The sequence below is a fragment of the Bacillus sp. LSHTCR4 genome (assembly GCF_057197025.1).
In genome coordinates, this window is sequence record NZ_JBXUNO010000001.1 from 667,721 (window position 1) to 690,470 (window position 22,750).

At 33.7% G+C, this 22,750-nt stretch carries 27 protein-coding genes; 17 read left to right on the forward strand and 10 right to left on the reverse strand.

The window, feature by feature from the left end:
• Window positions 1-35 precede the first annotated feature (35 nt).
• Window positions 36-866: a MerR family transcriptional regulator gene (locus tag AC2CGR_RS03440; protein WP_484480503.1), complete on the forward strand. Its 831-nt coding sequence runs from the start codon at window positions 36-38 to the stop codon at window positions 864-866.
• Window positions 867-1,011: 145 nt separating this feature from the next.
• Window positions 1,012-2,367, forward strand: a complete 1,356-nt coding sequence (locus AC2CGR_RS03445; protein WP_484480504.1) for an MATE family efflux transporter — start codon at window positions 1,012-1,014, stop codon at window positions 2,365-2,367.
• A gap of 35 nt (window positions 2,368-2,402) precedes the next feature.
• Here the strand turns inward: AC2CGR_RS03445 and AC2CGR_RS03450 are convergent, their stop codons facing one another.
• A complete protein-coding gene (locus AC2CGR_RS03450; protein ID WP_484480505.1) occupies window positions 2,403-3,068 on the reverse strand; it encodes a DUF421 domain-containing protein in 666 nt (221 codons plus the stop codon).
• 160 nt (window positions 3,069-3,228) lie between these two features.
• On the opposite strand from AC2CGR_RS03450, the gene AC2CGR_RS03455 reads away from it, so the two are divergent.
• From AC2CGR_RS03455 to AC2CGR_RS03470, 4 genes are all read left to right on the forward strand, one after another.
• Complete coding sequence (locus tag AC2CGR_RS03455) at window positions 3,229-3,807, forward strand: YdcF family protein (protein WP_087964837.1); 579 nt, start codon at window positions 3,229-3,231, stop codon at window positions 3,805-3,807.
• A gap of 146 nt (window positions 3,808-3,953) precedes the next feature.
• Window positions 3,954-4,271: a magnetosome magnetite crystal formation protein family gene (locus tag AC2CGR_RS03460; protein WP_000678041.1), complete on the forward strand. Its 318-nt coding sequence runs from the start codon at window positions 3,954-3,956 to the stop codon at window positions 4,269-4,271.
• A 212-nt stretch (window positions 4,272-4,483) separates the two neighbouring features.
• Window positions 4,484-5,218, forward strand: coding sequence for an oxygen-insensitive NADPH nitroreductase (gene nfsA, locus AC2CGR_RS03465; protein WP_087964839.1), 735 nt, complete (start codon window positions 4,484-4,486; stop codon window positions 5,216-5,218).
• An 87-nt stretch (window positions 5,219-5,305) separates the two neighbouring features.
• A complete protein-coding gene (locus tag AC2CGR_RS03470) occupies window positions 5,306-5,890 on the forward strand; it encodes a DJ-1/PfpI family protein (RefSeq protein ID WP_484480506.1) in 585 nt (194 codons plus the stop codon).
• 106 nt (window positions 5,891-5,996) lie between these two features.
• Here the strand turns inward: AC2CGR_RS03470 and AC2CGR_RS03475 are convergent, their stop codons facing one another.
• The 6 genes from AC2CGR_RS03475 to AC2CGR_RS03500 all read right to left on the reverse strand — a co-directional run bounded on the left by AC2CGR_RS03475 (window position 5,997) and on the right by AC2CGR_RS03500 (window position 10,635).
• Window positions 5,997-6,716 (reverse strand): sulfite exporter TauE/SafE family protein, encoded by a 720-nt coding sequence (locus AC2CGR_RS03475; protein WP_484480507.1) that lies wholly within the window; start codon window positions 6,714-6,716, stop codon window positions 5,997-5,999.
• A gap of 125 nt (window positions 6,717-6,841) precedes the next feature.
• Window positions 6,842-8,062 (reverse strand): MFS transporter, encoded by a 1,221-nt coding sequence (locus AC2CGR_RS03480; protein ID WP_078183438.1) that lies wholly within the window; start codon window positions 8,060-8,062, stop codon window positions 6,842-6,844.
• Window positions 8,063-8,081: 19 nt separating this feature from the next.
• Window positions 8,082-8,531 carry an ArsR/SmtB family transcription factor gene (locus AC2CGR_RS03485; protein ID WP_087964845.1) on the reverse strand — a complete coding sequence of 150 codons (450 nt, stop codon included), beginning with the start codon at window positions 8,529-8,531 and terminating at the stop codon, window positions 8,082-8,084.
• A gap of 128 nt (window positions 8,532-8,659) precedes the next feature.
• A complete protein-coding gene (locus tag AC2CGR_RS03490; RefSeq protein ID WP_484480508.1) occupies window positions 8,660-9,874 on the reverse strand; it encodes an MFS transporter in 1,215 nt (404 codons plus the stop codon).
• Window positions 9,875-9,881: 7 nt separating this feature from the next.
• Entirely contained in the window at window positions 9,882-10,349 is a 468-nt protein-coding gene (locus tag AC2CGR_RS03495; RefSeq protein WP_087964849.1) for a VOC family protein, read from the reverse strand.
• Between the two features lie 166 nt (window positions 10,350-10,515).
• Entirely contained in the window at window positions 10,516-10,635 is a 120-nt protein-coding gene (locus tag AC2CGR_RS03500; RefSeq protein WP_000120179.1) for a YjcZ family sporulation protein, read from the reverse strand.
• 239 nt (window positions 10,636-10,874) lie between these two features.
• On the opposite strand from AC2CGR_RS03500, the gene AC2CGR_RS03505 reads away from it, so the two are divergent.
• Complete coding sequence (locus tag AC2CGR_RS03505) at window positions 10,875-11,093, forward strand: aspartyl-phosphate phosphatase Spo0E family protein (RefSeq protein ID WP_029440744.1); 219 nt, start codon at window positions 10,875-10,877, stop codon at window positions 11,091-11,093.
• A gap of 53 nt (window positions 11,094-11,146) precedes the next feature.
• Window positions 11,147-11,335: an RNA chaperone Hfq gene (gene hfq / locus AC2CGR_RS03510; RefSeq protein ID WP_061687666.1), complete on the forward strand. Its 189-nt coding sequence runs from the start codon at window positions 11,147-11,149 to the stop codon at window positions 11,333-11,335.
• Between the two features lie 27 nt (window positions 11,336-11,362).
• Here hfq and AC2CGR_RS03515 read toward each other — a convergent pair whose 3' ends face one another.
• Window positions 11,363-11,965 carry an HD domain-containing protein gene (locus AC2CGR_RS03515; protein WP_484480509.1) on the reverse strand — a complete coding sequence of 201 codons (603 nt, stop codon included), beginning with the start codon at window positions 11,963-11,965 and terminating at the stop codon, window positions 11,363-11,365.
• A 173-nt stretch (window positions 11,966-12,138) separates the two neighbouring features.
• On the opposite strand from AC2CGR_RS03515, the gene AC2CGR_RS03520 reads away from it, so the two are divergent.
• The 7 genes from AC2CGR_RS03520 (at window position 12,139) to AC2CGR_RS03550 (ending at window position 20,261) form a co-directional block, all read left to right on the forward strand.
• Window positions 12,139-12,972: a flagellar motor protein MotP gene (locus AC2CGR_RS03520; RefSeq protein WP_029440746.1), complete on the forward strand. Its 834-nt coding sequence runs from the start codon at window positions 12,139-12,141 to the stop codon at window positions 12,970-12,972.
• Between the two features lie 22 nt (window positions 12,973-12,994).
• A complete protein-coding gene (locus tag AC2CGR_RS03525; protein ID WP_071716929.1) occupies window positions 12,995-13,672 on the forward strand; it encodes an OmpA family protein in 678 nt (225 codons plus the stop codon).
• A gap of 149 nt (window positions 13,673-13,821) precedes the next feature.
• Window positions 13,822-14,190 carry a response regulator gene (locus AC2CGR_RS03530; protein WP_000940577.1) on the forward strand — a complete coding sequence of 123 codons (369 nt, stop codon included), beginning with the start codon at window positions 13,822-13,824 and terminating at the stop codon, window positions 14,188-14,190.
• A gap of 128 nt (window positions 14,191-14,318) precedes the next feature.
• The gene (locus tag AC2CGR_RS03535; RefSeq protein ID WP_484480510.1) at window positions 14,319-16,331 is read left to right on the forward strand and encodes a chemotaxis protein CheW; all 2,013 of its coding nucleotides are present in this window, start codon (window positions 14,319-14,321) and stop codon (window positions 16,329-16,331) included.
• A gap of 182 nt (window positions 16,332-16,513) precedes the next feature.
• On the forward strand, window positions 16,514-18,154 hold the full coding sequence (locus AC2CGR_RS03540) for a flagellar motor switch protein (RefSeq protein WP_131101796.1): 1,641 nt from the start codon (window positions 16,514-16,516) through the stop codon (window positions 18,152-18,154).
• Between the two features lie 16 nt (window positions 18,155-18,170).
• The gene (locus tag AC2CGR_RS03545) at window positions 18,171-19,517 is read left to right on the forward strand and encodes a transglycosylase (protein WP_484480511.1); all 1,347 of its coding nucleotides are present in this window, start codon (window positions 18,171-18,173) and stop codon (window positions 19,515-19,517) included.
• A 27-nt stretch (window positions 19,518-19,544) separates the two neighbouring features.
• Window positions 19,545-20,261 (forward strand): hypothetical protein, encoded by a 717-nt coding sequence (locus AC2CGR_RS03550; protein ID WP_484480512.1) that lies wholly within the window; start codon window positions 19,545-19,547, stop codon window positions 20,259-20,261.
• Window positions 20,262-20,345: 84 nt separating this feature from the next.
• Here AC2CGR_RS03550 and AC2CGR_RS03555 read toward each other — a convergent pair whose 3' ends face one another.
• Together AC2CGR_RS03555 and AC2CGR_RS03560 are read right to left on the reverse strand one after the other, a co-directional pair.
• Window positions 20,346-21,128 carry a CheR family methyltransferase gene (locus AC2CGR_RS03555; protein ID WP_131101798.1) on the reverse strand — a complete coding sequence of 261 codons (783 nt, stop codon included), beginning with the start codon at window positions 21,126-21,128 and terminating at the stop codon, window positions 20,346-20,348.
• Between the two features lie 39 nt (window positions 21,129-21,167).
• Window positions 21,168-21,665, reverse strand: a complete 498-nt coding sequence (locus tag AC2CGR_RS03560) for a flagellar motor switch protein FliG (RefSeq protein WP_484480513.1) — start codon at window positions 21,663-21,665, stop codon at window positions 21,168-21,170.
• 143 nt (window positions 21,666-21,808) lie between these two features.
• On the opposite strand from AC2CGR_RS03560, the gene AC2CGR_RS03565 reads away from it, so the two are divergent.
• Complete coding sequence (locus AC2CGR_RS03565) at window positions 21,809-22,273, forward strand: YaaR family protein (RefSeq protein ID WP_000946323.1); 465 nt, start codon at window positions 21,809-21,811, stop codon at window positions 22,271-22,273.
• A gap of 16 nt (window positions 22,274-22,289) precedes the next feature.
• The gene (locus AC2CGR_RS03570; protein ID WP_484480514.1) at window positions 22,290-22,742 is read left to right on the forward strand and encodes a hypothetical protein; all 453 of its coding nucleotides are present in this window, start codon (window positions 22,290-22,292) and stop codon (window positions 22,740-22,742) included.
• Window positions 22,743-22,750 lie beyond the last annotated feature (8 nt).

Consider the following 22,750-nt stretch of genomic DNA (forward strand, 5'->3'; position numbering starts at 1 on the left):
ATAATGAAATAAATAGAAATGGAAGGGAATAAAAGATGTTATTAAACAAACGCTTTACAATTGGAGAAATGGCAAAAATGCATAATATAGCGGAATCTACTTTACGTTATTATGATGAAAAAGGAATTTTTCATCCGTCGATTGTAGACCCACAAACAAATTATCGCTATTACACAATCGATCAATTTTCACTATTAGATACGATTAAGTTTTTACGCCAATTAAATATTCCATTAAAGGAAATTAAGAAATATATTGATGAAAGAAATCCAGCATACGCACTCAATTTGTTGGAAAAACAACAAGAAATGATGTTGAAAAAACAAAGAGAAATTGAGTATGCTTTGGCGAAAATGGAGCATAGAATTCATTTGATTAAGGAAGCAACAAAAGCAAAAGCTAAACAAATGGTAATGAAAGAGATCCCGCGGCGAAAAATTACAGCAATTGCGGTTGCTCCAAATACGACGGATGACATGTTTGAGTACTACATCCATTCGTTGCAAAAAAATATGAGACAAATGGATGATAGTTTATTTTCTGGAGATATTGGTGTAACTGTTGCGAAAAAAGGATTCATGCAAAATGAGTTTCAAGCGTATAGTAGCGTGTTTATTCTTTTGGATTATATGCCGTATGAAGTGCATACTTCAGATGAGATTAAGGAAGGTTTGTATGCTTGTTCTTATCATCATGGACCGTATGAAGAAACAGATGCAACGTATAAGGAATTACTTGCATACATTAATCAAGAAGGATATGAAGTAAGTGGAGATGCGATTGAGATTGGATTAATCGATTGGTCTGTAACAGAAAATCCAGAGGAGCAAGTAACAGAAATTCAAATTCCTATCATGAAAAAATAAAGCAATAAGTTGTAGCACTCGTATCATTACAAATTGGTATTAAACATGATAATTAAGTTACCTATTTTTTAAATTCTCTATTGACCTTCAAGTTACTTGAAGGTTTAAACTAAGAAAAGAGAGTTGAAAAAAGGAGCATAATAGTATGGAAGTAACAGAAAAATTAAGAGAAAAACCAATTAAAAGTTTATTTATTACTTATCTAATACCAGCCGTTCTCGGGATGGTATTAATGTCAGTTAATATTGTAATTGATGCGGTAATGATTAGTCGGGGAGTTGGAGCAAATGGATTAGCAGGAGTAAACGTGGCTATTCCGGCGTTTTCAATTTTCTTCTCTATTTCATTATGGATTGGAATGGGCGGGGCAACGTTATATTCCATTGCATTAGGTGAAAATAAAATAGAAAGAGCAAGGTCTATTTTTACTCAATCCATGACAGTGGCAGTCATTATTGTAGGCGTTTTAGCGGCGATTTGCTTATGGAGAATAGAAGATTTAGCGTATTTATTCGGTGCAAATGAAGTGATTTTACCGTATGCGTTAGATTATTTACACGTGTTATTAACATTTGGAATGATATACGTGTTAGAAAATATTTTAAGTACATTTATACGAAATGATGGAAATCCTAATTTAGCAATGGCAGGTCTTGTTGTAACAGCTGTATTAAACATAGTGTTTGACTATATCTTTATTTTTATTTTTGGATGGGGCGTAACGGGTGCTGCTTCAGCGACTATTCTTTCGGCAGCAATTGGTTTCCTTGTATTATTAACGCATTTCTTTAGAAAAAATAGTATTTTAAAGTGGACGAAATTCCATTTTGAATGGGATACGATTAAACAAATTATGATAATAGGTTTTCCAAGCTTTATAACAGAAAGTACAGTGGCAATCGTAACGATTGGTTTTAATATAGCATTCGTTCAATATGCTGGAGAAGTAGGAGTAGCTTCCTATGCGATGGTAAACAGCATTCATGCGATGACGTTACTATTATTCTTCGGTGTAGGTGCTGCATTGCAACCAATTGCTAGTTTCCATTACGGTGCAAATTTATCAGAAAGATTACGTGAAGGATTACAGTTTGCTGTGAAAATTGCAGTTGTACTTGGAGGCGTTGCGATAATTGTCGGATTATTCTTCGGGAAATATATTATTGGTCTATTTGATGTCCAATCTCCACAATTATTGGAGTTAACATTAACAGGTATTAGTTTGTTCTTTATCCAATACGTATTTTTAGGCTATAACATTGTGTATGGCGAGTACTTCCAATCAGTGCGACAAACAAAGAAATCAGTACTGATTATAATGAGCCGAGGGCTACTATTTATTATTCCATTATTATGGATTATGCCAAAGTTATTTGGAATAAACGGAATTTGGCTCGTTATGCCAGTAGCGGAAGTAATAACAGCGATTATCCTATTTACGATGAATCGTATGAAACATCCTGTTCCATTAAATATGGCGGGAGAGAAAGAAGCGATATAATGAAGAAAATCCCCTTGAGTAAGTAAGGGGATTTTTTATTTTTTTAAACTAATAGCAAAAGATCCATCAATTTCTTGAACAGAAGCAAAGGCAACATTTTTAATATTTGTAATGCCTTTTTCTTTTAATTCTTTATATAACCACTTTTCGTCCTTATGAATTAACTTTAAGTTATCGTATTGAATTTGTGAATCAACAATAAGGGCAATTGGTAATCCAGCATACTTAACATCTATGTTCAAATCTTTCGGAGTTAATGGGGCAAGTTCACGTTTTGGTAAAATGCTAATGGCTCCATTTGCTTCTAAAATAGCGTATTCAATTTCATGAACACTCGGGTATCCTGCAACGCGAAGGTTAGAAAGTAATTCAGCGATGGGATATCTACTTTTTTGTAAGTTCTCAAAAATAATGTCACCATGTTTAATTAAAATAATGGGGTGCCCGAGAATAAAACGATTTAGTTTGTTGAATAGACTTAATTTTGTAAGAATTAAATGTAAACATGTAATAACGACCATACCGAGAAAAGCTTGCAAAGCACCAGAGACTGGTATGGCCTGAAAAGCTAAATAAGATAAAAAGATAATAGCACCAAAATCATGAGGAGTTAGTTGTGCTAAAGCAGATTTACCGAGCATCTTAAGCGATAGTAAAAATAAGATAAAAAAGAACGATACGTTACATAAAAAGAGAAGCAATAGAGACACTCCTTCGTGCAAAGTTGTACTTACTGTTCCCGAAAGGAATATAAATATTACTTTTTAGAGGATAAATTAGGGGGAATTGGAATTTGTCTGTATACAAACAAATAAATGGATATTATCATGAAAGAAGCAAAGAACATAGGAGTATACGGATATGAAAAAGAAGAAAATAATTAAGTATATGATAGGAATTATTATGGTTTGCGCCGTTTATGTGGGATTTTTACAATATAACATTTATAAGCATGGGCAAATGAATGCGACCTATGATGCGGATTATATCATTGTATTAGGATCGAAAGTAAACGGAACGAAACCATCGTACTCATTGCAATATCGTATTGATAAAGCAGCTGAGTATTTGAAATCACATGAGAAAGCAATCGCTATCGTGTCTGGAGGAAAAGGAAAAGGGGAAGATATTTCAGAAGCATTAGCAATGAAAAATGAATTAATGAAACTAAAAATTGCAGAAGACCGCATTATTATGGAAGATAAGTCAACGAGTACAGATGAAAATATTAAATTCTCAAAACCTTTAATTCCGGACAATATGAAAAAAGGAATGATCGTAACAAATGATTTCCACATGTTTAGAGCGAAAAAAATAGCAGCTAAGCAAGGGTTACAATTAGAAGGTCTTCCGGCCGAAACACCAAAGCGAATTGTCATTCCATCGAATATACGTGAGTATTTAGCCATTACGCAATATTGGTTTATGAATCGAATATAGTGAAAGTGATCCCGCCCAGCATTCTAGACGGGATTTTTTGAGGAGAATCTTACAAATATGTCACCTTAATGAAAGGTAAAGCGATAGTTTCTAAAATGGATTCCTGACATAATGAAGATAACAAAAACGACTTAGAGGTGAATCGGATGAAAGGAAATAATATATTATCTTCACTATGTTACTTTAGTATCTTTTTTGCACCATTTTTACTACCAATAATCGTGTACTTCGTTGCGGAAGATGAAGTGAAATACCACGCGAAAAAAGCATTTTGGTCACATATTTTCCCGTACGCAATTTTATTTGGAGGATTAGCGATATCAGGAATATACGGTTTAGGATTTAATCAATCTGACGGTGCTGGAATTGGAATGATGATCACATATGCAGTGTTCATTCTTGTAGGAATTTATTACTTCATTTGGAATATCGTAAAAGGTATTAAAGTATTGAAAACGGCGTAATAAGATAAGAAATAAATTACTGTAAATATGTCGGTACTTGCCGGTAAGTGGATATTTTCGAAAAATCGTTCGTATAATTTCATTTACCGTATTAATAGACGTTTTAAAAAAGAGCAATTCAAAAAGAATTGCTCTTTTTATGCTTATAAGTTGTGAATATTGGAAAAGATATGTTAATTTTTCATTAGGAAGAGAAAAAAGGAGTGATTTTCATGAATGAGATGATACATAAAATGGAGCAACACGTTTCAGTTCGTAAATATAAAGAAGAATCAATTCCGAAAGATGTAGTAGAAAGAATGGTGCAAGCTGCGCAGCATGCTGCCTCCTCGCATTTTGTACAGGCGTATTCTGTTATATATGTAACAGATCAAGACCTAAAGGTTAAACTAGCAGAGCTATCCGGAAATCGTCACGTGAAAGACTGTGCAGCATTCTTTGTTTGTTGTGCAGATTTAAAACGACTTGAAATGGCATGTGAAAAACATGGTACCGAGATAAAGCATGAAGGAGTAGAAGATTTTATCGTTGCGACAGTAGATGCTTCACTTTTTGCACAAAACTTAGCGCTAGCAGCAGAATCGTTAGGATACGGTATTTGTTATATTGGTGGTATTCGTAATAATCCGAGAGAAGTGAGTGAATTGCTTCATTTACCGGATAAAGTATATCCTGTATTCGGAATGACAGTCGGCGTACCAGATGAAGATCACGGAGTGAAACCACGTTTACCAGTAGCAGCAATCCTTCATGAAAATGGGTATGATGAAAAGAAATATGATGAATTATTAAACGAATACGATGAAACGATGAGCTCGTATTACAAAGAAAGATCATCAAACAAGAAAAACGTAACATGGACAGAATCAATGAGTTCGTTTATGTCTAAAGAAAAAAGAATGCATATGAAAGAGTTTTTAAATGAAAAAGGACTAAATAAAAAATGAGTAAAAAGGCAAACCTGTGATGCGGGTTTGCCTTTTTTGGAGGAGAAAGATGATTGTCTTCGAATAAGTATAGGGGGAGGAGATACTATGAAAAAAGCTTTGATCTTTTTATTTGATGGATTTGCAGAATTTGAAGTAAATATAGCGAGTTTATTTTTGATAAGTAAGGAATTTGAAATAATAACAGCAACGGTAGACGGAAAAACAGTTACAGGGGAAGGTGGATTTTTGTGCCAACCACATGTTGCTATTGAGCATATTGAAGTAGCAGACTATGAAGTGCTTATCGTACCAGGAGGACATATTTTTGAGCATTTAGAAAATGAAAAGTTGTTATCTATCGTGAACGAATTACATAAGCAAAATAAATGGATAGCGGGTATTTGTGCAGGAACATCTTTACTACATGCAGCAGGAGTACTTAATAAGAACAAATTCTCAACATCATTAACACCAGATGAAAAACAGTTAGCGCATTTACATGAATGGAAATATAAACAAAATAAAGATGTAACCGTTGATGGGAAAATCATAACAGCCGTAGGGTCTGCATATGTTGAATTCGCTACTGAAATAATGAAGCAGCTCAATTTATTTAATGAAACTGAAGCGAAAGAGAACTTGCAATATTTTAAAAATGTAACAGAGATTTGTGATGAAACGTTAGTATAAATGAAAAAAAAGCGGCATAATAGCCGCTTTTTATCGTTATCACGTTTAAAAATATAACGATACTTCATTTAAAACCTATCTGTTATGACACAATCTAAAGCACCTTCTATAACGAATGCAAACTTTCAATAAGAAGATACATACCCGTGCAACTTAAAAGGATGTACGTAAATATTTTAAAAAACCGTTGATTAAGCCATTTGAAAATAATTTGACCTATATACAAACCTAGAAATACGATTGGAATAGCATAAAAGCTTGATTCCCAAATTGTTTTATTTGTGCCAGTAAAGAGTATTTGAGTTAGTAGACTAATGAAATATATAAATAGATAAAAAGCTAAAGTAGTTGCTCTCAGCCTCTCTTTCTTCGTATCAGTTCCTGTAAAGTACAGTAAAAGGGGTGGTCCTGGCATACCGATACTTGTCGTTAAAAGACCGGATAATCCTCCCACTAAGAAATCTCTAGATTTTGTTGATTGAATCTTAAAGTTACAGATTAGCATTAATGTTAATAGTAAGAGCAGGATGCTAATTGCTAATTTAAACGTGTCGATGTTAATGAAAATGAAAATACCAAAAGGAACACCAATTATACTTCCGAAAATTAATCTTTTCAGTAGAATAAAATCAATGTCCATTCTTATTTTCCAAATGAGTGATATGGAAATAATTAATGATAAAATGATATTTATTTGTATAGCTTCTTGTGGGAGAAATAACATGAGTAAGAAAGGTGTTGCCATAATAGAAAAGCCAAAACCTGTACTTGTTTGTAAAATAGAAGCTACTAATATAATACATATGAAAATGAATATAATCTCCAAAGTAGCCCTCCTACATAATTAGATCCAATACATATTTTAATATAAAGTGATACTTTAATCAGTGGGGCTTACTGTCCTTTAATACGGAAAAAAAAGCGGCAAAATAGCCGCTTTTTATGTTGCAATTAATATTCCAATGATGACCCTGTGGCTTTAAAATATTTTTCCCGTGAAGGAGTCATTACCCGGATTGCTAATAAACAGGAAAGGAAAAGAATGAGTAACGAGCTACTTATTACAGTAATTTGAACGGAAAGAAATTGTGCAGATGCCCCAATAGCTAAAACGAAAAAGATTTGGATGAAATTTTTTATGGAATCAAACACGCTATCGATACGTCCTATCATATGTACAGGGATGTTATTTTGATAAAATGTTATAAAGCCAGTACCAGCAAATGATGAAGAAATGCCAAGTAAAATGAAACCGCCTGCCGCGACTATAAATGAATTTGAAAAGGCGAAAATTACATAGCCTATTGCTGTGAAAATTGTCCCTAATCCGATACAATGTTGAATTGGTAATCGTTTGGCAAAGAGAGAGACAAGAAATGAACCGGAAACGTAAGCAGCTCCAGTTATACTAACAAGCATGCTATACTCTATATCGGATAAAAACAGGACTTGATTTGTGAAAACAACTTCTTGTGAATCGAGTGCCATAGCGACAAGCATAGTCGCTTGGAATAAAACGAATATGAGAATAATGTAAGTTTCCGTTCGAGCGAACGAAAAAACTTGTTTCCAATCACTTCGTAATGTTTGTACGAAAGTATTTGTAACTTCTTCGTTTTGCTTTGTTTGTAATGTAATGTTTGGCAAGAAGTAAATAAGAATGGTAGAAAGAAGAAATGAAAGTGAGTTGCAGTAAATAACAAAGGCTGCTGAGTACGTGGTGAGAAGTATTCCAGCAAGAGCTGGACCGATAATAAAAGCCCCGCTTGTACAAAAGCTACTCCAAGCGTTGAATTGAGCGCGTTCTTCGGCAGGTATAAGCATTGTTTTATAAGAAAATGAAGCTGGATCGAAAAATGATGTAGCAATGCGAGTTAAAAAGATAAAAATATAAATGGCCCAAATAGAATCAAATAGTGGAATACAGCCAATAAGAGCTGCACGAATGATATCTGTGATAAGCATAATGGACCGTTTATTTAATCGATCTACTATGCTACCAGACCATATTTTTGTAACAACGGTGGCAATTGGACCTACAATCCATAATCCTGCTACAGCAGCAGGGGAGTTTGTGCTATTTAACACCATTAAGTTTAAAGCGATAAGATACATAAAATCACCTAAACGAGAAATTCCTGTTCCCGACAATAATAATAATTTATTTTTCATAAACAAATGGCCCTTTCTTTCATTGTTTTTTAATCCTGCAGGAAATAGCGTATTCCTCCTCTGAGTTTGATTGACGAGCGGTTTTGTTTTCCCAGCGTAATAAAACTTGAGTAATTTCCCAAGTAAGCTGTTGTAATTCTTCTGGAGTTAAAAATAGATGCGATACAATATGACTCCCTGTATTCGTTCCTTCTGTGCCGCTTTCTTCAATATAGAAATGAGCAGCTTTTGCTTTATAATATTTTTCGATAATTCCTCGTTTTTCCTTCGTGTCTACTAATTCAAGTAATCCTCCATCATATAAAATTTGAACGTGATAATGTACGCTACCAGCAGATTTATTTAGTTTCGTAGCTACTTGTTTGGCAGTGAGTGCTTTGTCTTTTAAAAGGTGAAGAATTTGAATGCGAGTTGCGTTGGAAATGAGCTTTTGCTGCTCAGCTGAAATAGTAAGTCTATCGTCAAACATTATGGCATCCCCTTTCTTATAATCTAAATTTATTGTACATTCTAAAAAATTAGAACGTAAGGAAAATAAATCGCCTTTTTCCTTTATATTTCGACATAAATAAAAATAGCATGTACATAAACATGCTATTAATTGGAGGTAGATTCTTCATTAAATTCCCCGCTATAAAATAAAAACAGCCATATAAAACTAACAAAAATACAACATATAGCTAATAAACTACCAATCATTTGAGGAGAAAGGATTTCTAATAGCCATCCTGTAATGAGCATAGATAACTGTATAAGTGAACCATAAATAGAGTAATGAAAGGAAAAAACTTTACCAATCATATTTTCGTGTGTGTAAGTTTGAAGTAATGTCGTATCAAGTGGAACGATGATACCTCCTGCTATACGCATACAGAGTAATGTAATGATACCGAAAATAAGTTGATTGGATAGAATGAATCCAAGAAAGAAAATGCCTTGTAGGAAGTAGGCCCAACCAAATGCTTTTTTCATTTTTTCTTTATTATGGGATATATAAAGATTAACGAGAAGGCTTCCTATCATAAGCCCAGCCCCTTGAACCGTATATAAAATCCCAATGTTCGTGTGGAAAATTTTTTCGGCATAGATCGTTAGAAGGAGCTGATAAGCGCCACCAATAAGCCCCCATGAAATGCCGACAAGAATTAACGTTAAAATGATTTTTGTTTGTAATATGTATGTGTAACCATCTTTTATATCAGTAAAAAATGCTTTTTTCTTGTTACAAGTATCATGAGAGGGAACACTTATATTATAAATAAAATAGGCTGAAATAAAGTATGATAGGCTATTTAATAAAAAAGCGAATTCAATATGTAAAGATTGTGCAATAATCCCGCCTAGAGAAGCCCCCATAATAGACATAAAACCATTCATTGTACTAGAAAGAGAGTTAGCTGTTACGAAATGATTTTGATGTACGATGTTTTTTAAGATTGCTTGTTTAGCCGGCTCAAATAAACAAGAAAGTACGGATAAACATATATTGGAAATGAAAATAATCTCAATTTTATATAGTGCAAATAAGTAAGTGAGGACAATTATGCCTCGTAAAATATCGGTAAAAATCATAATATTCTTTTTAGAAAAACGATCTACAACTCCGCCTATGAAAGGACTAAGCAGAAGCTGAGGTAAACCTTTACTTATAAAGGTGAGTGCGATCATAAATGGAGATTCCGTTATGCTATAGACGAATGTTAATAAAGCTACTGTATGAAACCAATCTCCAAGTACACTTAATATTTGCCCGTAAAATAGTTTTTTGAAGTCATCATTTGTTTTAAGAAGTGCAGAATAAGAAACTGACATAAAAAGATTAATCCTTATGTAATGATGATGCTTGAACTTGTTTTTTCCACTCGCTTACATACACTTTCTCTTCTGTAGGAAGTCCAATAGGCAATTGCGCAATTAATTCCAAACTATTTCCGTCAGGGTCGTTAAAGTATACGGCGGCATGCGCTAATTCTGGAAAAACAATCGGTTCAATTGGCTCCATTCCAAAGTCTTTTCGTGCTGAAATTCCTTTTTGATGTAACCAATCAATCGCATTTTCTAAATCATGAAGACTTACTTGAAAGGCGATGTGTCGTAAAGAAGGGTGATAATTTACTTTATATTTTGTGCCTTCCCAAAGGCCGAGCCAACTTTCATTTTCTTTAATCCAAAAGAAAGCAATACCGTCTCCTCTTTTATATAATTTTAGTCCTAGCGATTCGTAAAAAGGTATAGACACTTCTAAGTTACGGACAGGTAAATGCGCTTCGTAAAGACCTTTAATCATTGTACTCCTCCTAAGTAAAAATGTTTCTTATTTCATAGTAAACATTTTTTTATGAGTTGAAATCATAAAAAAGAGGGACATAAATTCATACGAAAGTATGAAAAAACAGCTCAAATATGAGCTGTTTTCTTATAGTTTTTCGTTCATTTGTTAAGGATAGGATATATTAGTATCCGTATCCGCCGCCACCCCAACAGCTACATCCGATGATGATTAGAAGGATGAATAGTACGATAAGCAAAGCAAATCCACCGCCGAAGCCAGCGCAACTTCCACCATAGCTCATATGTTTTCCTCCTTTTGAGTAAGTTAATCTATATAATTCATGGACTACTATATACAGTATGTTTTTTGTATGGAAAAGGAGCCAGTCTCTTTTGTAATTAGACAAACGCCTGTATGGTCATTTTGATTGTATATGGTGCTAGGAGTATGTGAAGAAATCGTTATATAGTTTGCGATTTCTTCATAAAAAAATATAAAAATTGTAAAAAAAACCATTTTTATATTTTTTTATGAGAGGATTTGTACTATAATTTTACAAGTAATATTATGGGAAAAGGGAGTTTTAGTGAAGAGATGGAGATGGGACAATTACAAAATAAAATAGAAAATAAAAAGAAAGAGCTAATTCAACTAGTTGCTAGACATGGATTGGATCATGATAAAGTTTTGTTATTTAGCCGAGATTTAGATATACTTATTAATAAGTTTATGAATGTAAAAGATAAAGTACATAAATAAAGAATTTGTAGTTTTTTATATTAAGATGTTTTACAAAAAGGAGAGAGATGTATTTGGAACATTTACAAGATGAGCTATATAAACAAATAAAAGAAGAAAAAGGTATTGTTACAATTTTTTTAAAGAGTGGCGTTAGAATAGTAGGAGAAGTTGTTGCAATAGACAAATTTACCGTTTTAATGTTAGTTGATGGAAAACAACAACTTATTTACAAGCAGGCTATATCAACAATAATGAAATAAGACACTCGTAATGAGTGTCTTATTTCATTATTGCTTGCAAGCTTCAACGTCAATGCTGGCAGCTAATAATTTTTTTTCACCATCTTGCTCAATGATTTTTTGTAATTTAGATAGGAAAGAATCAAAGTTTGTATGCTTTGCTACTTGGAATGTCATTTTATGCTCAATTGGCAGCCACGTATCAATATCAGCTTCGTTATGCTGAATTTTCACCTCAAGCTTATCAAGTGCGTTAGCAACTTTTGCTTCGTATGTTTCCTTCGCTTCAAACTCCATCCATAAATCATATAATTCCTCGCCGAGAGAACCTTTTAATGTTCGTTTAATATTTAAAATGGCTTCTTGTTCATTTATTTGTTTTTGTAATTGTAATTCATGACTATTCATTGTATCAAAAGCAGGAATATCACCAGCTTCAGCTTCGACTAAATCGTGAATAATAACCATTTTAAGTAATTTTTCAATATTTACTTTTTGATCTAAATAAGGTTCAACTAAAATGGCCATTAGAGACATGCGCCACGTATGTTCAGCAACGCTTTCTTGACGTCCGTTAGAAAGCCAGCTATGTCGCATTTCATATTTTAGTTTTTCTGCTAATGCAATGACTTGTAAAATGTTATGTTCCATCGTGATCCTCCTCATATTTCCATACTATAATTCTAATATGGAAATGAAATGTGTCAATTTTATGAGTATATTGCGATAAATAGATGATAAGCGTATAATAAACATTATATGTGAAAACGCATTATTAAAATAAAAAAATGTTTTATAAAAATGAAAAAGGAAAGGGCAGGAATATGGGAGACGAAAATCAAGGATTTGCTAGACCACAAAGAAAAAAAAGGAAGTTTGACATTTCTAGCCCATTTGGCATTATAGCAGGTTTTGCCATAGTGATAGCGGCAATTATGCTTGGTGGAGGCGGAATAAAAACTTTTAAAAACTTTTTAGATGTTTCATCTATTTTAATTGTCATAGGGGGAACTACAGCGACAATTGTTGTGGCTTATCGATTTGGAGAAATAAAAAAATATACGAAAAGTATTTTTACTGTTTTACATAGAAGAGAAGAAGATTTAGAACAGTTAACGGATTTGTTTGTTGATTTTTCTAAAAAATCGAAAAAACATGGGTTGCTTTCTTTAGAAGTTGATGGAGAGCAAGTGGACAATCCTTTTATTCAAAAAGGGATTCAACTCATGTTAAGTGGCTATGATGAAGAGGAATTAAAAGAAGTGTTAATGAAAGATGTTGAAACGGAAGTGTATGAGTTAAGAAAAGGAGCGGCGTTATTAGATAAAATTGGTGATTTCGCTCCGGCTTGGGGTATGATAGGGACTTTAATTGGTCTTATCATTATGCTTCAAAACTTGCAAGACACATCGCAAATTGGTACAGGGATGGCAGTTGCGATGTTAACGACATTGTATGGATCAGTACTTGCAAATATGATTGCAATCCCTCTTGCTGAAAAAGTGTATCGTGGTATTGAGGATTTATATACAGAGAAAAAGTTTGTTATTGAAGCGATTTCAGAATTGTATCGTGGACAAATTCCGTCTAAATTAAAGTTGAAACTGGATACGTATGTATATGAAACAAAGATAAAAAAAGTAAAACGAGCAGCCTAATATTGCAAGGAGTGGTATGGTGATGATAAAACGACCGCAAAAGGGATCGCCTCGTTGGATGACGACTTTTACAGATTTAACGATGTTATTATTAACTTTCTTTGTATTACTAGTTGCTACATCAAAGCAAGATACAGTAAAATTATCAAAGATGCTTGAAAAGTTTAGTGATGCGGAGCAAGTTGATGCAAAAGTAATGGGAAATACTATACCAGATATTTCACATGAAAAAAATGATGAAAAAATGGTCTCGAAAAAGCGAATGGACGACTTGTACAAAAAGTTAAAAGCATATGTAGATAATAATGGTATTAGTCAAGTGAATGTATATCGAGAAGATACGGGGGTAAGCGTCGTTATAGTAGATAATTTAATATTTGATACAGGTGATGCGAACGTTAAGCCTGAAGCAAAAGAGATTATTAGCAAATTAGTCGGATTTTTTCAATCCGTACCAAACCCAATTGTTGTGGAGGGGCATACAGATAGTAGACCGATCCATAATGAAAAATTCCCTTCTAATTGGGAATTATCTTCAGCACGAGCAGCTAATATGATCCACCATTTAATTGAAGTGTATAATGTGGAGGATAAAAGGTTAGCGGCAGTAGGATATGCAGACACAAAGCCAGTTGTACCAAATGATTCACCGCAAAATTGGGAGAAAAACCGTCGCGTTGTCATTTATATTAAAGAATAGTATTTTATTATTTTAGTAATAAAATAATAAAATACAGAAATTCTTTTAAAAAAATATTAAATTTTATCGTTTTATTTTGTATAATGAGTGAGAATGATAAGGTGAAATATTAAGATATTTTTATACATAGAAGGAGAGAACCGAATAGAATGGCACATAAAATTTTAGTTGTAGACGATGCAATGTTTATGCGAACGATGATTAAAAACTTATTAAAAAGTAATTCTGAATTTGAGGTTATCGGCGAAGCAGAGAATGGGGTAGAAGCGATTCAAAAATATAAAGAACTTCAACCTGATATTGTAACATTAGATATTACTATGCCAGAAATGGACGGACTTGAAGCATTAAAAGAAATTATGAAAATCGATTCAAGTGCAAAGGTTGTTATTTGTTCAGCAATGGGACAACAGGGTATGGTATTAGATGCAATTAAGGGCGGAGCAAAAGACTTTATTGTAAAGCCATTCCAAGCAGATCGTGTAATCGAAGCTTTAACAAAAGTAGCAAATAGCTAATATAAAAGGGGGGCCACAAGGAATCAAAACAGTGATAACGGATAGATGTGTGGCCCCTTTTTTCTCATTTTAAAACACTAAATTGTTATACATAAATGAAATGTTTGTTAGACAGGTAGGGGATGAAAATGCAAACAGATCTATTAAATATATTTTTTGAAGAATCGGAAGAACATTTACAGTCGCTAAATGAAAATGTGCTAATTTTAGAGCAAAATCCTGCAGATATGGATGTAGTAGGAGAAATATTCCGCTCAGCTCATACATTCAAAGGTATGTCTGCGAGTATGGAATTTACAGAAATGGCGGATTTAACGCATAAAATGGAAAACGTTTTAGATGAAATTCGTCATGGGAATATACTAGTACATGCGAATATTATTGATGTGATTTTTGAGTGCATTGATAATTTAGAGAAAATGGTTGCAGATGTGCAGCAAGGCGGAATGGGTAATATTGATGTAGTCTCAACGAAACAAAAATTAGAAGCGTTATTGAACGGAAATGTAGAAACTTCTATGGAACATGTAGAGCAAGAGTCTATAAACAATGATGATGCAGTTTCGCATGAAGTACATATAACCGTTGAACAGCAAGCTATTTTAAAAGCAGTACGTGCCATTATGTGTATTGAAGCATTGCAAAATATAGGTGATATACAAAAAACGGTTCCTAGTATTGAAGAAATCGAAGCGGATGCTTTCGGATTTGAGTTTACAGTGTTTATGAATACGGATCGTAGTGAAGAAGAATTGAAACAGGTAGTGCTTCACGTTTCTGAAATTGAGAAAGTAGTAGTGAAACAAGGAGAATCTTTACAGGAAGTAGATTCGACGGTTGCTACGCAAGAAGATGCGCGAGTAGAAGAAATGATACAACCGTCTGTAGTTGCCCAGGTGGAAGCACCTATTGAGACAGTGAAGCAACCTGTAAGTGCTTTACCAACTAAAAGCACTGCAAAAACGAAAAATGCTAAAGGTGAGAATCGTTCCATTCGTGTGCAGCTAGAGAAAATTGAACGATTAATGAACATGTTTGAAGAGAGTGTAATTGAGCGTGGTCGCATAGATGAATTGGCACAAGCAATTCAAAACAAAGAATTAATTGAGCATTTAAATCGATTAGGCGATATTTCAAAAGATATTCAAAATGTACTTCTAAACATGCGTATGGTGCCGATTGAAACAGTCTTTAATCGTTTCCCGCGTATGGTACGTATGTTAGCGAAAGATTTAGGGAAGAAAATCGATTTACAAATTACGGGTGAAGATACAGAAGTTGATAAAATTGTTATTGATGAAATTGGTGATCCACTCGTTCATTTAATTCGTAATGCAATTGATCACGGTATTGAGACTGTTGAACAACGTCGTGATGCAGGGAAAAATGAGACAGGTACAATTAAATTAGAAGCGTTCCATAGTGGAAATCATGTCGTAATTCAAATTACGGATGATGGAAATGGAATTCATAAAGGGAAAGTATTAGAAAAAGCAATTAAAAATGGTGTTGTTACAGAATCTGAGGCAAATAAATTAACAGATCGTGAAGTGTTTGATCTCATTTTCCAACCGGGATTTAGTACAGCTGAAGTAGTATCGGATCTTTCAGGACGCGGGGTTGGATTAGATGTTGTAAAACACACAATCCATAGTTTAGGTGGACATTTGATTATTGATTCAGAAGAAGGAAAGGGAAGTACATTTAGAATTGAACTTCCATTAACATTGTCAATTATTCAATCTATGCTTGTTCAAACGAATGATAAACGTTATGCTTTACCTCTTGGTAATATTGTTGAAGCAATTCGGATTAAGAGAGAAGACATCCAATCCATACAAGGAAAAGATGTGTTAAACTATCGTGATCAAATTATTGAAGTGAAGCATTTAAGTACTGTATTTGGTGAAAAAACAGTAGATGAGGCATTTGAGTCATATGAAAGTCAAATGGTTCCTGTGTTAATTGTTCGTAATACACATCGTAGCTATGGACTTATTGTAAACACAATTATCGGTCAAAGAGAAATAGTCCTAAAGTCATTAGGCGACTTCTTTGCAGAGAGTTCGAACTATTTCTCTGGCGCGACGATTCTCGGCGATGGACGAGTGGTCCTCATTTTAAACCCAGAAGGTTTATAATAGGAATGAAGGAAAGCTCCCCACTTGTATACAATTGGGGAGCTTTTTGGTTAACTACATACTAATATGAAAAAATTAATATATAACTGGAAATAAATGCATGTTCACGATTTACGTAAGAAGTTTGTTAAAATGTAATGAGTGTATTCATTTAATAGAAAAAAAATGAGGAGGCAGGGAAAATGCCTGAGCAACACACAAAAGGGGATACGAGCACAATTGTGCTAGAAAAAGAAAAGGAGCTTTTAACGCCTCAAGAATGTGATATTCTTGGCGAAATTGCAAATATATCATTTGGCTCTGCTTCGACAGTATTATCAACAATTTTAAATAGGCAAGTAAGTATAACTGCTCCTCATGTAGAGTTAGTGGATTTATACGATACAAGTGATGTTGAGGTTCCTCATGTTGTATTAAATATTCATTTTACAAAAGGATTAGATATGGAAAATCTACTTGTCCTTCAGCAAGATGTTGCTTTATCTATTGCCGATTTAATGATGATGGGGACAGGGGAAGTGGAAGAGGGAAAAGAACTTGGTGAATTAGAGCTAAGTGCTGTACAAGAAGCGATGAACCAAATGATGGGATTCGCAGCGACGTCTATGTCGGAATTCTTCCAAGATACAGTAGATATGTCTCCGCCAACAATTAAAGTTGTAAAGTTATCAGAAGAGATGGAGAAAATCTCTGGAATAACTGAAAATAACATGATTGTGAAAGTGTCGTTTGACCTTAAAATAGATAATCTTGTAAACTCTAAACTAGTACAAATTGTTTCAGTTGAACATGCGAAACAAATGATAAATAAATTACTACAATTATCTGGTGGCGTAGAAGAGCAAGATGAGCCGGCAGAAGTAGTGGAAGCTGAGATTGTAGAAGAACATGTTGAAAAAGAGCAGTTAACGCAAGAAGAGAAAGATGTACTTGGGGAAATTGCCAACATTTCAATCGGTTCAGCTTCAACGGTATTATCAACGCTTTTAAATCAGCCGGTTACGATTAGTACGCCAAATGTAGAAGCGATTAATGTGCGGCATTATGACGGCGTACCGGTTCCCTTTGTTATTTTAAATGTCGATTTTGTTGAAGGTTTAAAGAATGAGAACGTATTCGTATTTACGAAAGATGTTGCTTTGACAATGGTAGATTTAATGATGATGGGAACAGGGGAGATCGATCCAGAAAAAGAGCTTAGTGAATTAGAGCTAAGCGGTATTAAAGAAATCATGAACCAAATGATGGGTCATGCGGCAACAGCGATGTCAGAAATGTTTAAAGAGAAGATGGACATGACGCCGCCAGACGTTAAATTTGTCACGTTAAAAGAAGAAATGGAATATTTGGGAGAGTCAATGGAAGTGGACGAACTCGTTCAAATTACGTTCAACCTTGAAATTGGCGACTTGCTTCAATCGAAAATGTATCAAATTTTACCGATTTCAGAAGCGAAAGAAATGGTAAGACGACTGCTATACCCAATGGTGGAAGCGGAAGAAGAGATTACTGAGGAAGAAATGGAAGAAGAGGTTGTAGAACCTGTTGTACAACCTATTGAATTTAAAGAAGTGAAACAAATTGAGCCAGTGTATATGGATACATCTATTCTACAAAATGTAGAAATGAATGTGAAATTTGTATTTGGAAGTACAGTGAAAACCATTCAAGATATATTAAGTTTACAAGAAAATGAAGCCGTTGTATTAGATGAAGATATTGATGAACCAATTCGAATTTATGTAAATGATGTATTGGTGGCGTATGGTGAACTTGTAAATGTAGATGGATTTTTCGGAGTAAAAGTGACGAAATCACTATAAGGCGTTGAAATAGTAGATGAAAAGCGTAAAGTTTTTTCTAATTTGCTGGCTATGCATACATGTGTGCTTGCTCTTCCCACTGCAAAGTCAGGCGGAAGAGCAAAATGTGCCAGAACAAAATATAAATGAAGTGAATGTGCAAGAAGAGAATAAGGACGTTCAAGAACAGCCAGAACAAGTGGACATGAAGCAAGATAAAGAGGAACAACAAGAAGAAAAGAATGAACAAGAAACCGAAAAAAAGATAGAAACGGATCAAGGGGTTATTACAATAAATAAGCCAGAATTAAAGGTTGGCGAAGAAGTACGGATTATTGTAGAGCCAAAAGAGACAAATATTCAAAGTATAAAAGGTATGTTACGTTTGCCAAAAAACAGTAATCTGTATGAGCAAGAAAGAATGATAACTTTTGAATATGAAGAAGAGACGAAGCGATGGATTGCTAACTATAAGATCGGGATTTTTGATTTGCAAGGTGATTGGAACCTTCAGCTTATTCAAAGTTTTAAAGAAAATGAGAAAGAAGAGCTTATAGAAAATGAAGTGAAAGTCCCTCTTATTCGTATAAATAATGAAACGCCAACAATAGATAAAGAGATGCCGAAGTTGCATAAAGTTACTATTGACGAGGCGAAGGAGAATGTAATTGAACGAAAACAAGGCGATTCTATACGTGTAAGAGTGAAGGCGGCAGACGTGGAATCGATTGTGAAAGAAGTTCGTGTTACATTAAAAGGAAAAGAAAATAAAGAGATTACATTTTTATTAGAGTACAATAAGCAAGATATGGAATGGCAAAAAGTATTTGAAATAACGGATGCGTTGCCAAATGGGACATACGAACTACTTGTAGAGGTAGTAGATGCGGCTGGAAATAAACTGGTTGAAGAAAGTGAGTATGTCGTTTCTGTTTTGGAGCAAAAAACAGAAGAGGATAAAAAGACAGAAGAACGAGAGAAAGAAGAGAAGTTAGACGATAAGAAAGAAACTGAGAAGCTGGAAGACTCGAAAGTAGAGATCCCGCTTCAAGAAGAAAAACCGCCAGTTGTTCAAATTCCGAAGCACGACGAGAAAATAAACGATCTTATAAAAGAGCCGTTGAAAGAGAAAGAAGAAATTACTTACTTTATAAAAGAGCCATTGGTGGATCATAACGAAGTAAGCGATGGAAAGGCTCAAAAAGAGAAAAAAAACAAGAATGAAAATGAAGTCGTTTCGGAAAAGAAAGAACAAATAAAAGAACCACAAAAGAAAAAGGAAGAAAATAGTGAACAAGGCGTACAAGCTTCTAATGTATTTGCTATTATGTCAGGTTTATTCGTACTATTTTTAGTTTTAAAGAGTAATAAAGAATGGGGCTAATTATTTCATCATAGTGGAGGCGCTTAAATGGAAATTAAACGTACGACAATTGAAAATAAGACGCTACAACCATTAAAACAGCCTGCAGCTATTTCGGAACATGAAATACAGAAAGAACGAAAGCATAGCAATCTAGTGTTTACTGGACAGTCTAAGATTATTTCAAAAAATAATGAAATAGGGATTTTACTTGCGAGTTTAGGTGATGGAAAGGTTATGAAGGAAATGCTTTCTAAAGAGATGGATACAGTATTACAACTCTTTAAAAAGTTACACACATTATCTGGAGAAGGAAAGCAAACAGATAAAATATTTGAACAAGTAATGCGAAGCCTGCAAGGGCTTGTTAAGCAGGCGCATATAAAAGAACTTCCTTTGTTAGATGGAACGTATGATTTCGCAGAAGTACAACTATCATTTGGTAGAAAGGTACATATTCCATTATTAGATGTAAGTGCACTCCTCTCTAGCGTGGAGAGTGACTCGTCAGAAGGAAATATAAATTTAATGGTAACGATTATTACTGCGTATATCACGAAATTGTCTAACGAAACCATTTTAATTAGCGTCACGGATCGCACAGCTAAAGAGCGGGATGCAAGTGTATGGAGAGCACTTGCAGAAATGAATATGACACAATTATCACAGGCGTTGAAACAAACGATGCAAGAACATAAATGGTCAATGACGTTTCTTTTTCTCTTTATATGGGTTGTTTGTATTATTTTAATTCGAGTTATATAAGAAAATGAATGGAACCCCGCAATTTCTTGTTATAAATTTAATAAAAATATAGAAAAAAGCAGGATGTATTCATCCTGCTTTTTTCTATATTTTTTCATAAAAGAATGTATCAAAGCGCTGAAGATTGAATCGTTCAGGTGTTAAAATTTGTTCTGTGCTACCGACAAATAGTACACCGCCTTTTCGTAAAGAACGGCTAAACTTTTCGTATAGCTTGACTCTTGCTTCTTCTGTGAAGTAGATCATTACATTACGACAAACAATTAAATCGTAATTTGTATCGAATGATTGCATTAGCAGGTCATGCTGTTTGAACGTGACGTGTTGCTTAATATTTTGATGTAATGAATATATATCGTCCTCTTTTATGAAATGACGTTCTTTCAAATCGCTAGGTAATTCTTTTAAAGAACGTTCCGTATATTGACCGCGTTTTGCACTCTCTAAAATATGAAAATCAAGATCCGTTGCTAGTATTTCATAGCGATATGGAGATAGATGTTTCGATAAAATTAAAGAGAGTGTATATGGTTCTTCACCAGCAGCGCAAGCGGCACTCCATACTTTTAATTTTCCGTTATTTTGTTCGAGTAATTTTGGCAGTGCTTTCGATTCTAACGTTTGCCAACGTTCTTTATTTCTAAAAAACTCTGAAACGTTAATTGTAATATAGTCAATGAAACTTAAAAATAAGTTTTGATCAACACGTAAAGTACTTAAAAATGTAGTGTAGTTTTCAAAGCCTTTTCTTGAAATAAAAGCATCGATTCTACGGCGCATCCTATCTTGTTTATACGAAGCGATATCCATATTGAATTGTTGTTTAAAACTCGCGATAAAATGATCATAATCTTGTTCAATTATCATATTTACAATGGGCACAATAACGATATTGTGCCGCCCCCTTTACATCATACGAATTTTTTGTTCAAAGCTTTTTCTCATTTGTTTTTCATGTAGACCTGGTAAATCATAAATGACAGCATCAATCCCAGCTTCTTTTGCAATGTCAATGGGAATGACAGATGTATGTTTGTCTCCATTATAAAAACAGAGAACTAAATCGGTATTTTCAATAATTTGTTTCACAAAAAACATATAATCTGATCGATAAATAGAGTCGGAAGGGTGATCAAAAGCAACATACTCGGCTCCGTGTGATTTTAAATAATCTACGATTTCTTGGAATTCATCTGTTACTGCTTGTAACGGTTGTAGCGTGTAAAGGCATAAATTTTGAGCGAGTCTTTCGTTTTCAACGAAAAAACGAAGTACCTCATTTTCAATAGATTTATAACATAATATGTAAATTTTATGTTTGTGAGCATAGTCAGTTAAAAATTTTTTAATTTCTTCTTGATCTAATGCTGTTAATTGATTTGAACCACAAAGAAAAATATTCATAGAATTGTGCCACCTCATGCTAAATTGTAACATATCTTCTATAAAAAATAACTGCAAAATATTAGTGTTCAGAGTATAATTATAAATAACTAGATTTTACGATTAACTTTTGGAAGAAATAAAAAAATAAATAGGTGATATATATGCTGCGTTCAATCTCGCATAATCCAATTTTATCGCATATACCGCCTGCTACTCAAATGCCGAAAGAAGCAAATGTCAGGACTGGACTTGCATTTTCGGATAATTTGCATGCAGATCCGAAAAAAGATAAGTTGTTAGAACAAATGGAAGCGTTTGTTGATAATATTGGAGAAATTAAAGAAAAAATTGAAATGGAATTAACACTTGATAACGTAATGGAATACAAAAATACAGTAAAATCATTTTTGAATTTTTACGTTGATAATGTGTTGCAATATAAAGATGTCATGTCTCGTCATCCGCGTTATGGCTATTCACAGAAAATGACGATTGTGAAGCAGGCAGAAATGGGATTGAATGAGTTAGAAGATGTTATGAATTTAATTAATACAAAAACGGGACATTTAGAAATGTTAAATCAAATTGGAGAAATCCACGGTTTAATTGTAAATTTAGTCTTGTAAAAAGGAAGGAAGCTATATGTATATACAATTATATGAAAAGCTCGTGATTATTCAAAAAGCATATGAAAACATTCAAACGCTTGGAGAACAAATATATGAGAATTTAAAAAATAAAAATGTAAATGCAGTTCAAAAATTACAAGTAGAGCAATTGCAGTACATTGAAGGTTTAAAACAATTATCGAGATCATTTGAAGAAATGGTTGTTCAGTTTTGTAAAGAACAGGGAGTAGAATCATTTCGCGTAAGTGCGTTATTTTCGTGTTTTTCTCAAGAGGAAATTGAAAAAATAGAAAAATTACAAAAAAACTTAATTGAATTAGAAGAAAATATAAAAATTCTTCTTTTGAAAAATCAATATTACTTAAACGTACTATTAAAAACTACAGAAAGTATTGTGGATTCTGTTTCTGAATATAACTTAGAACGAAACAATAATTCGCAAATCTTTATGAACGAACTATTGTAAAGGGGAAG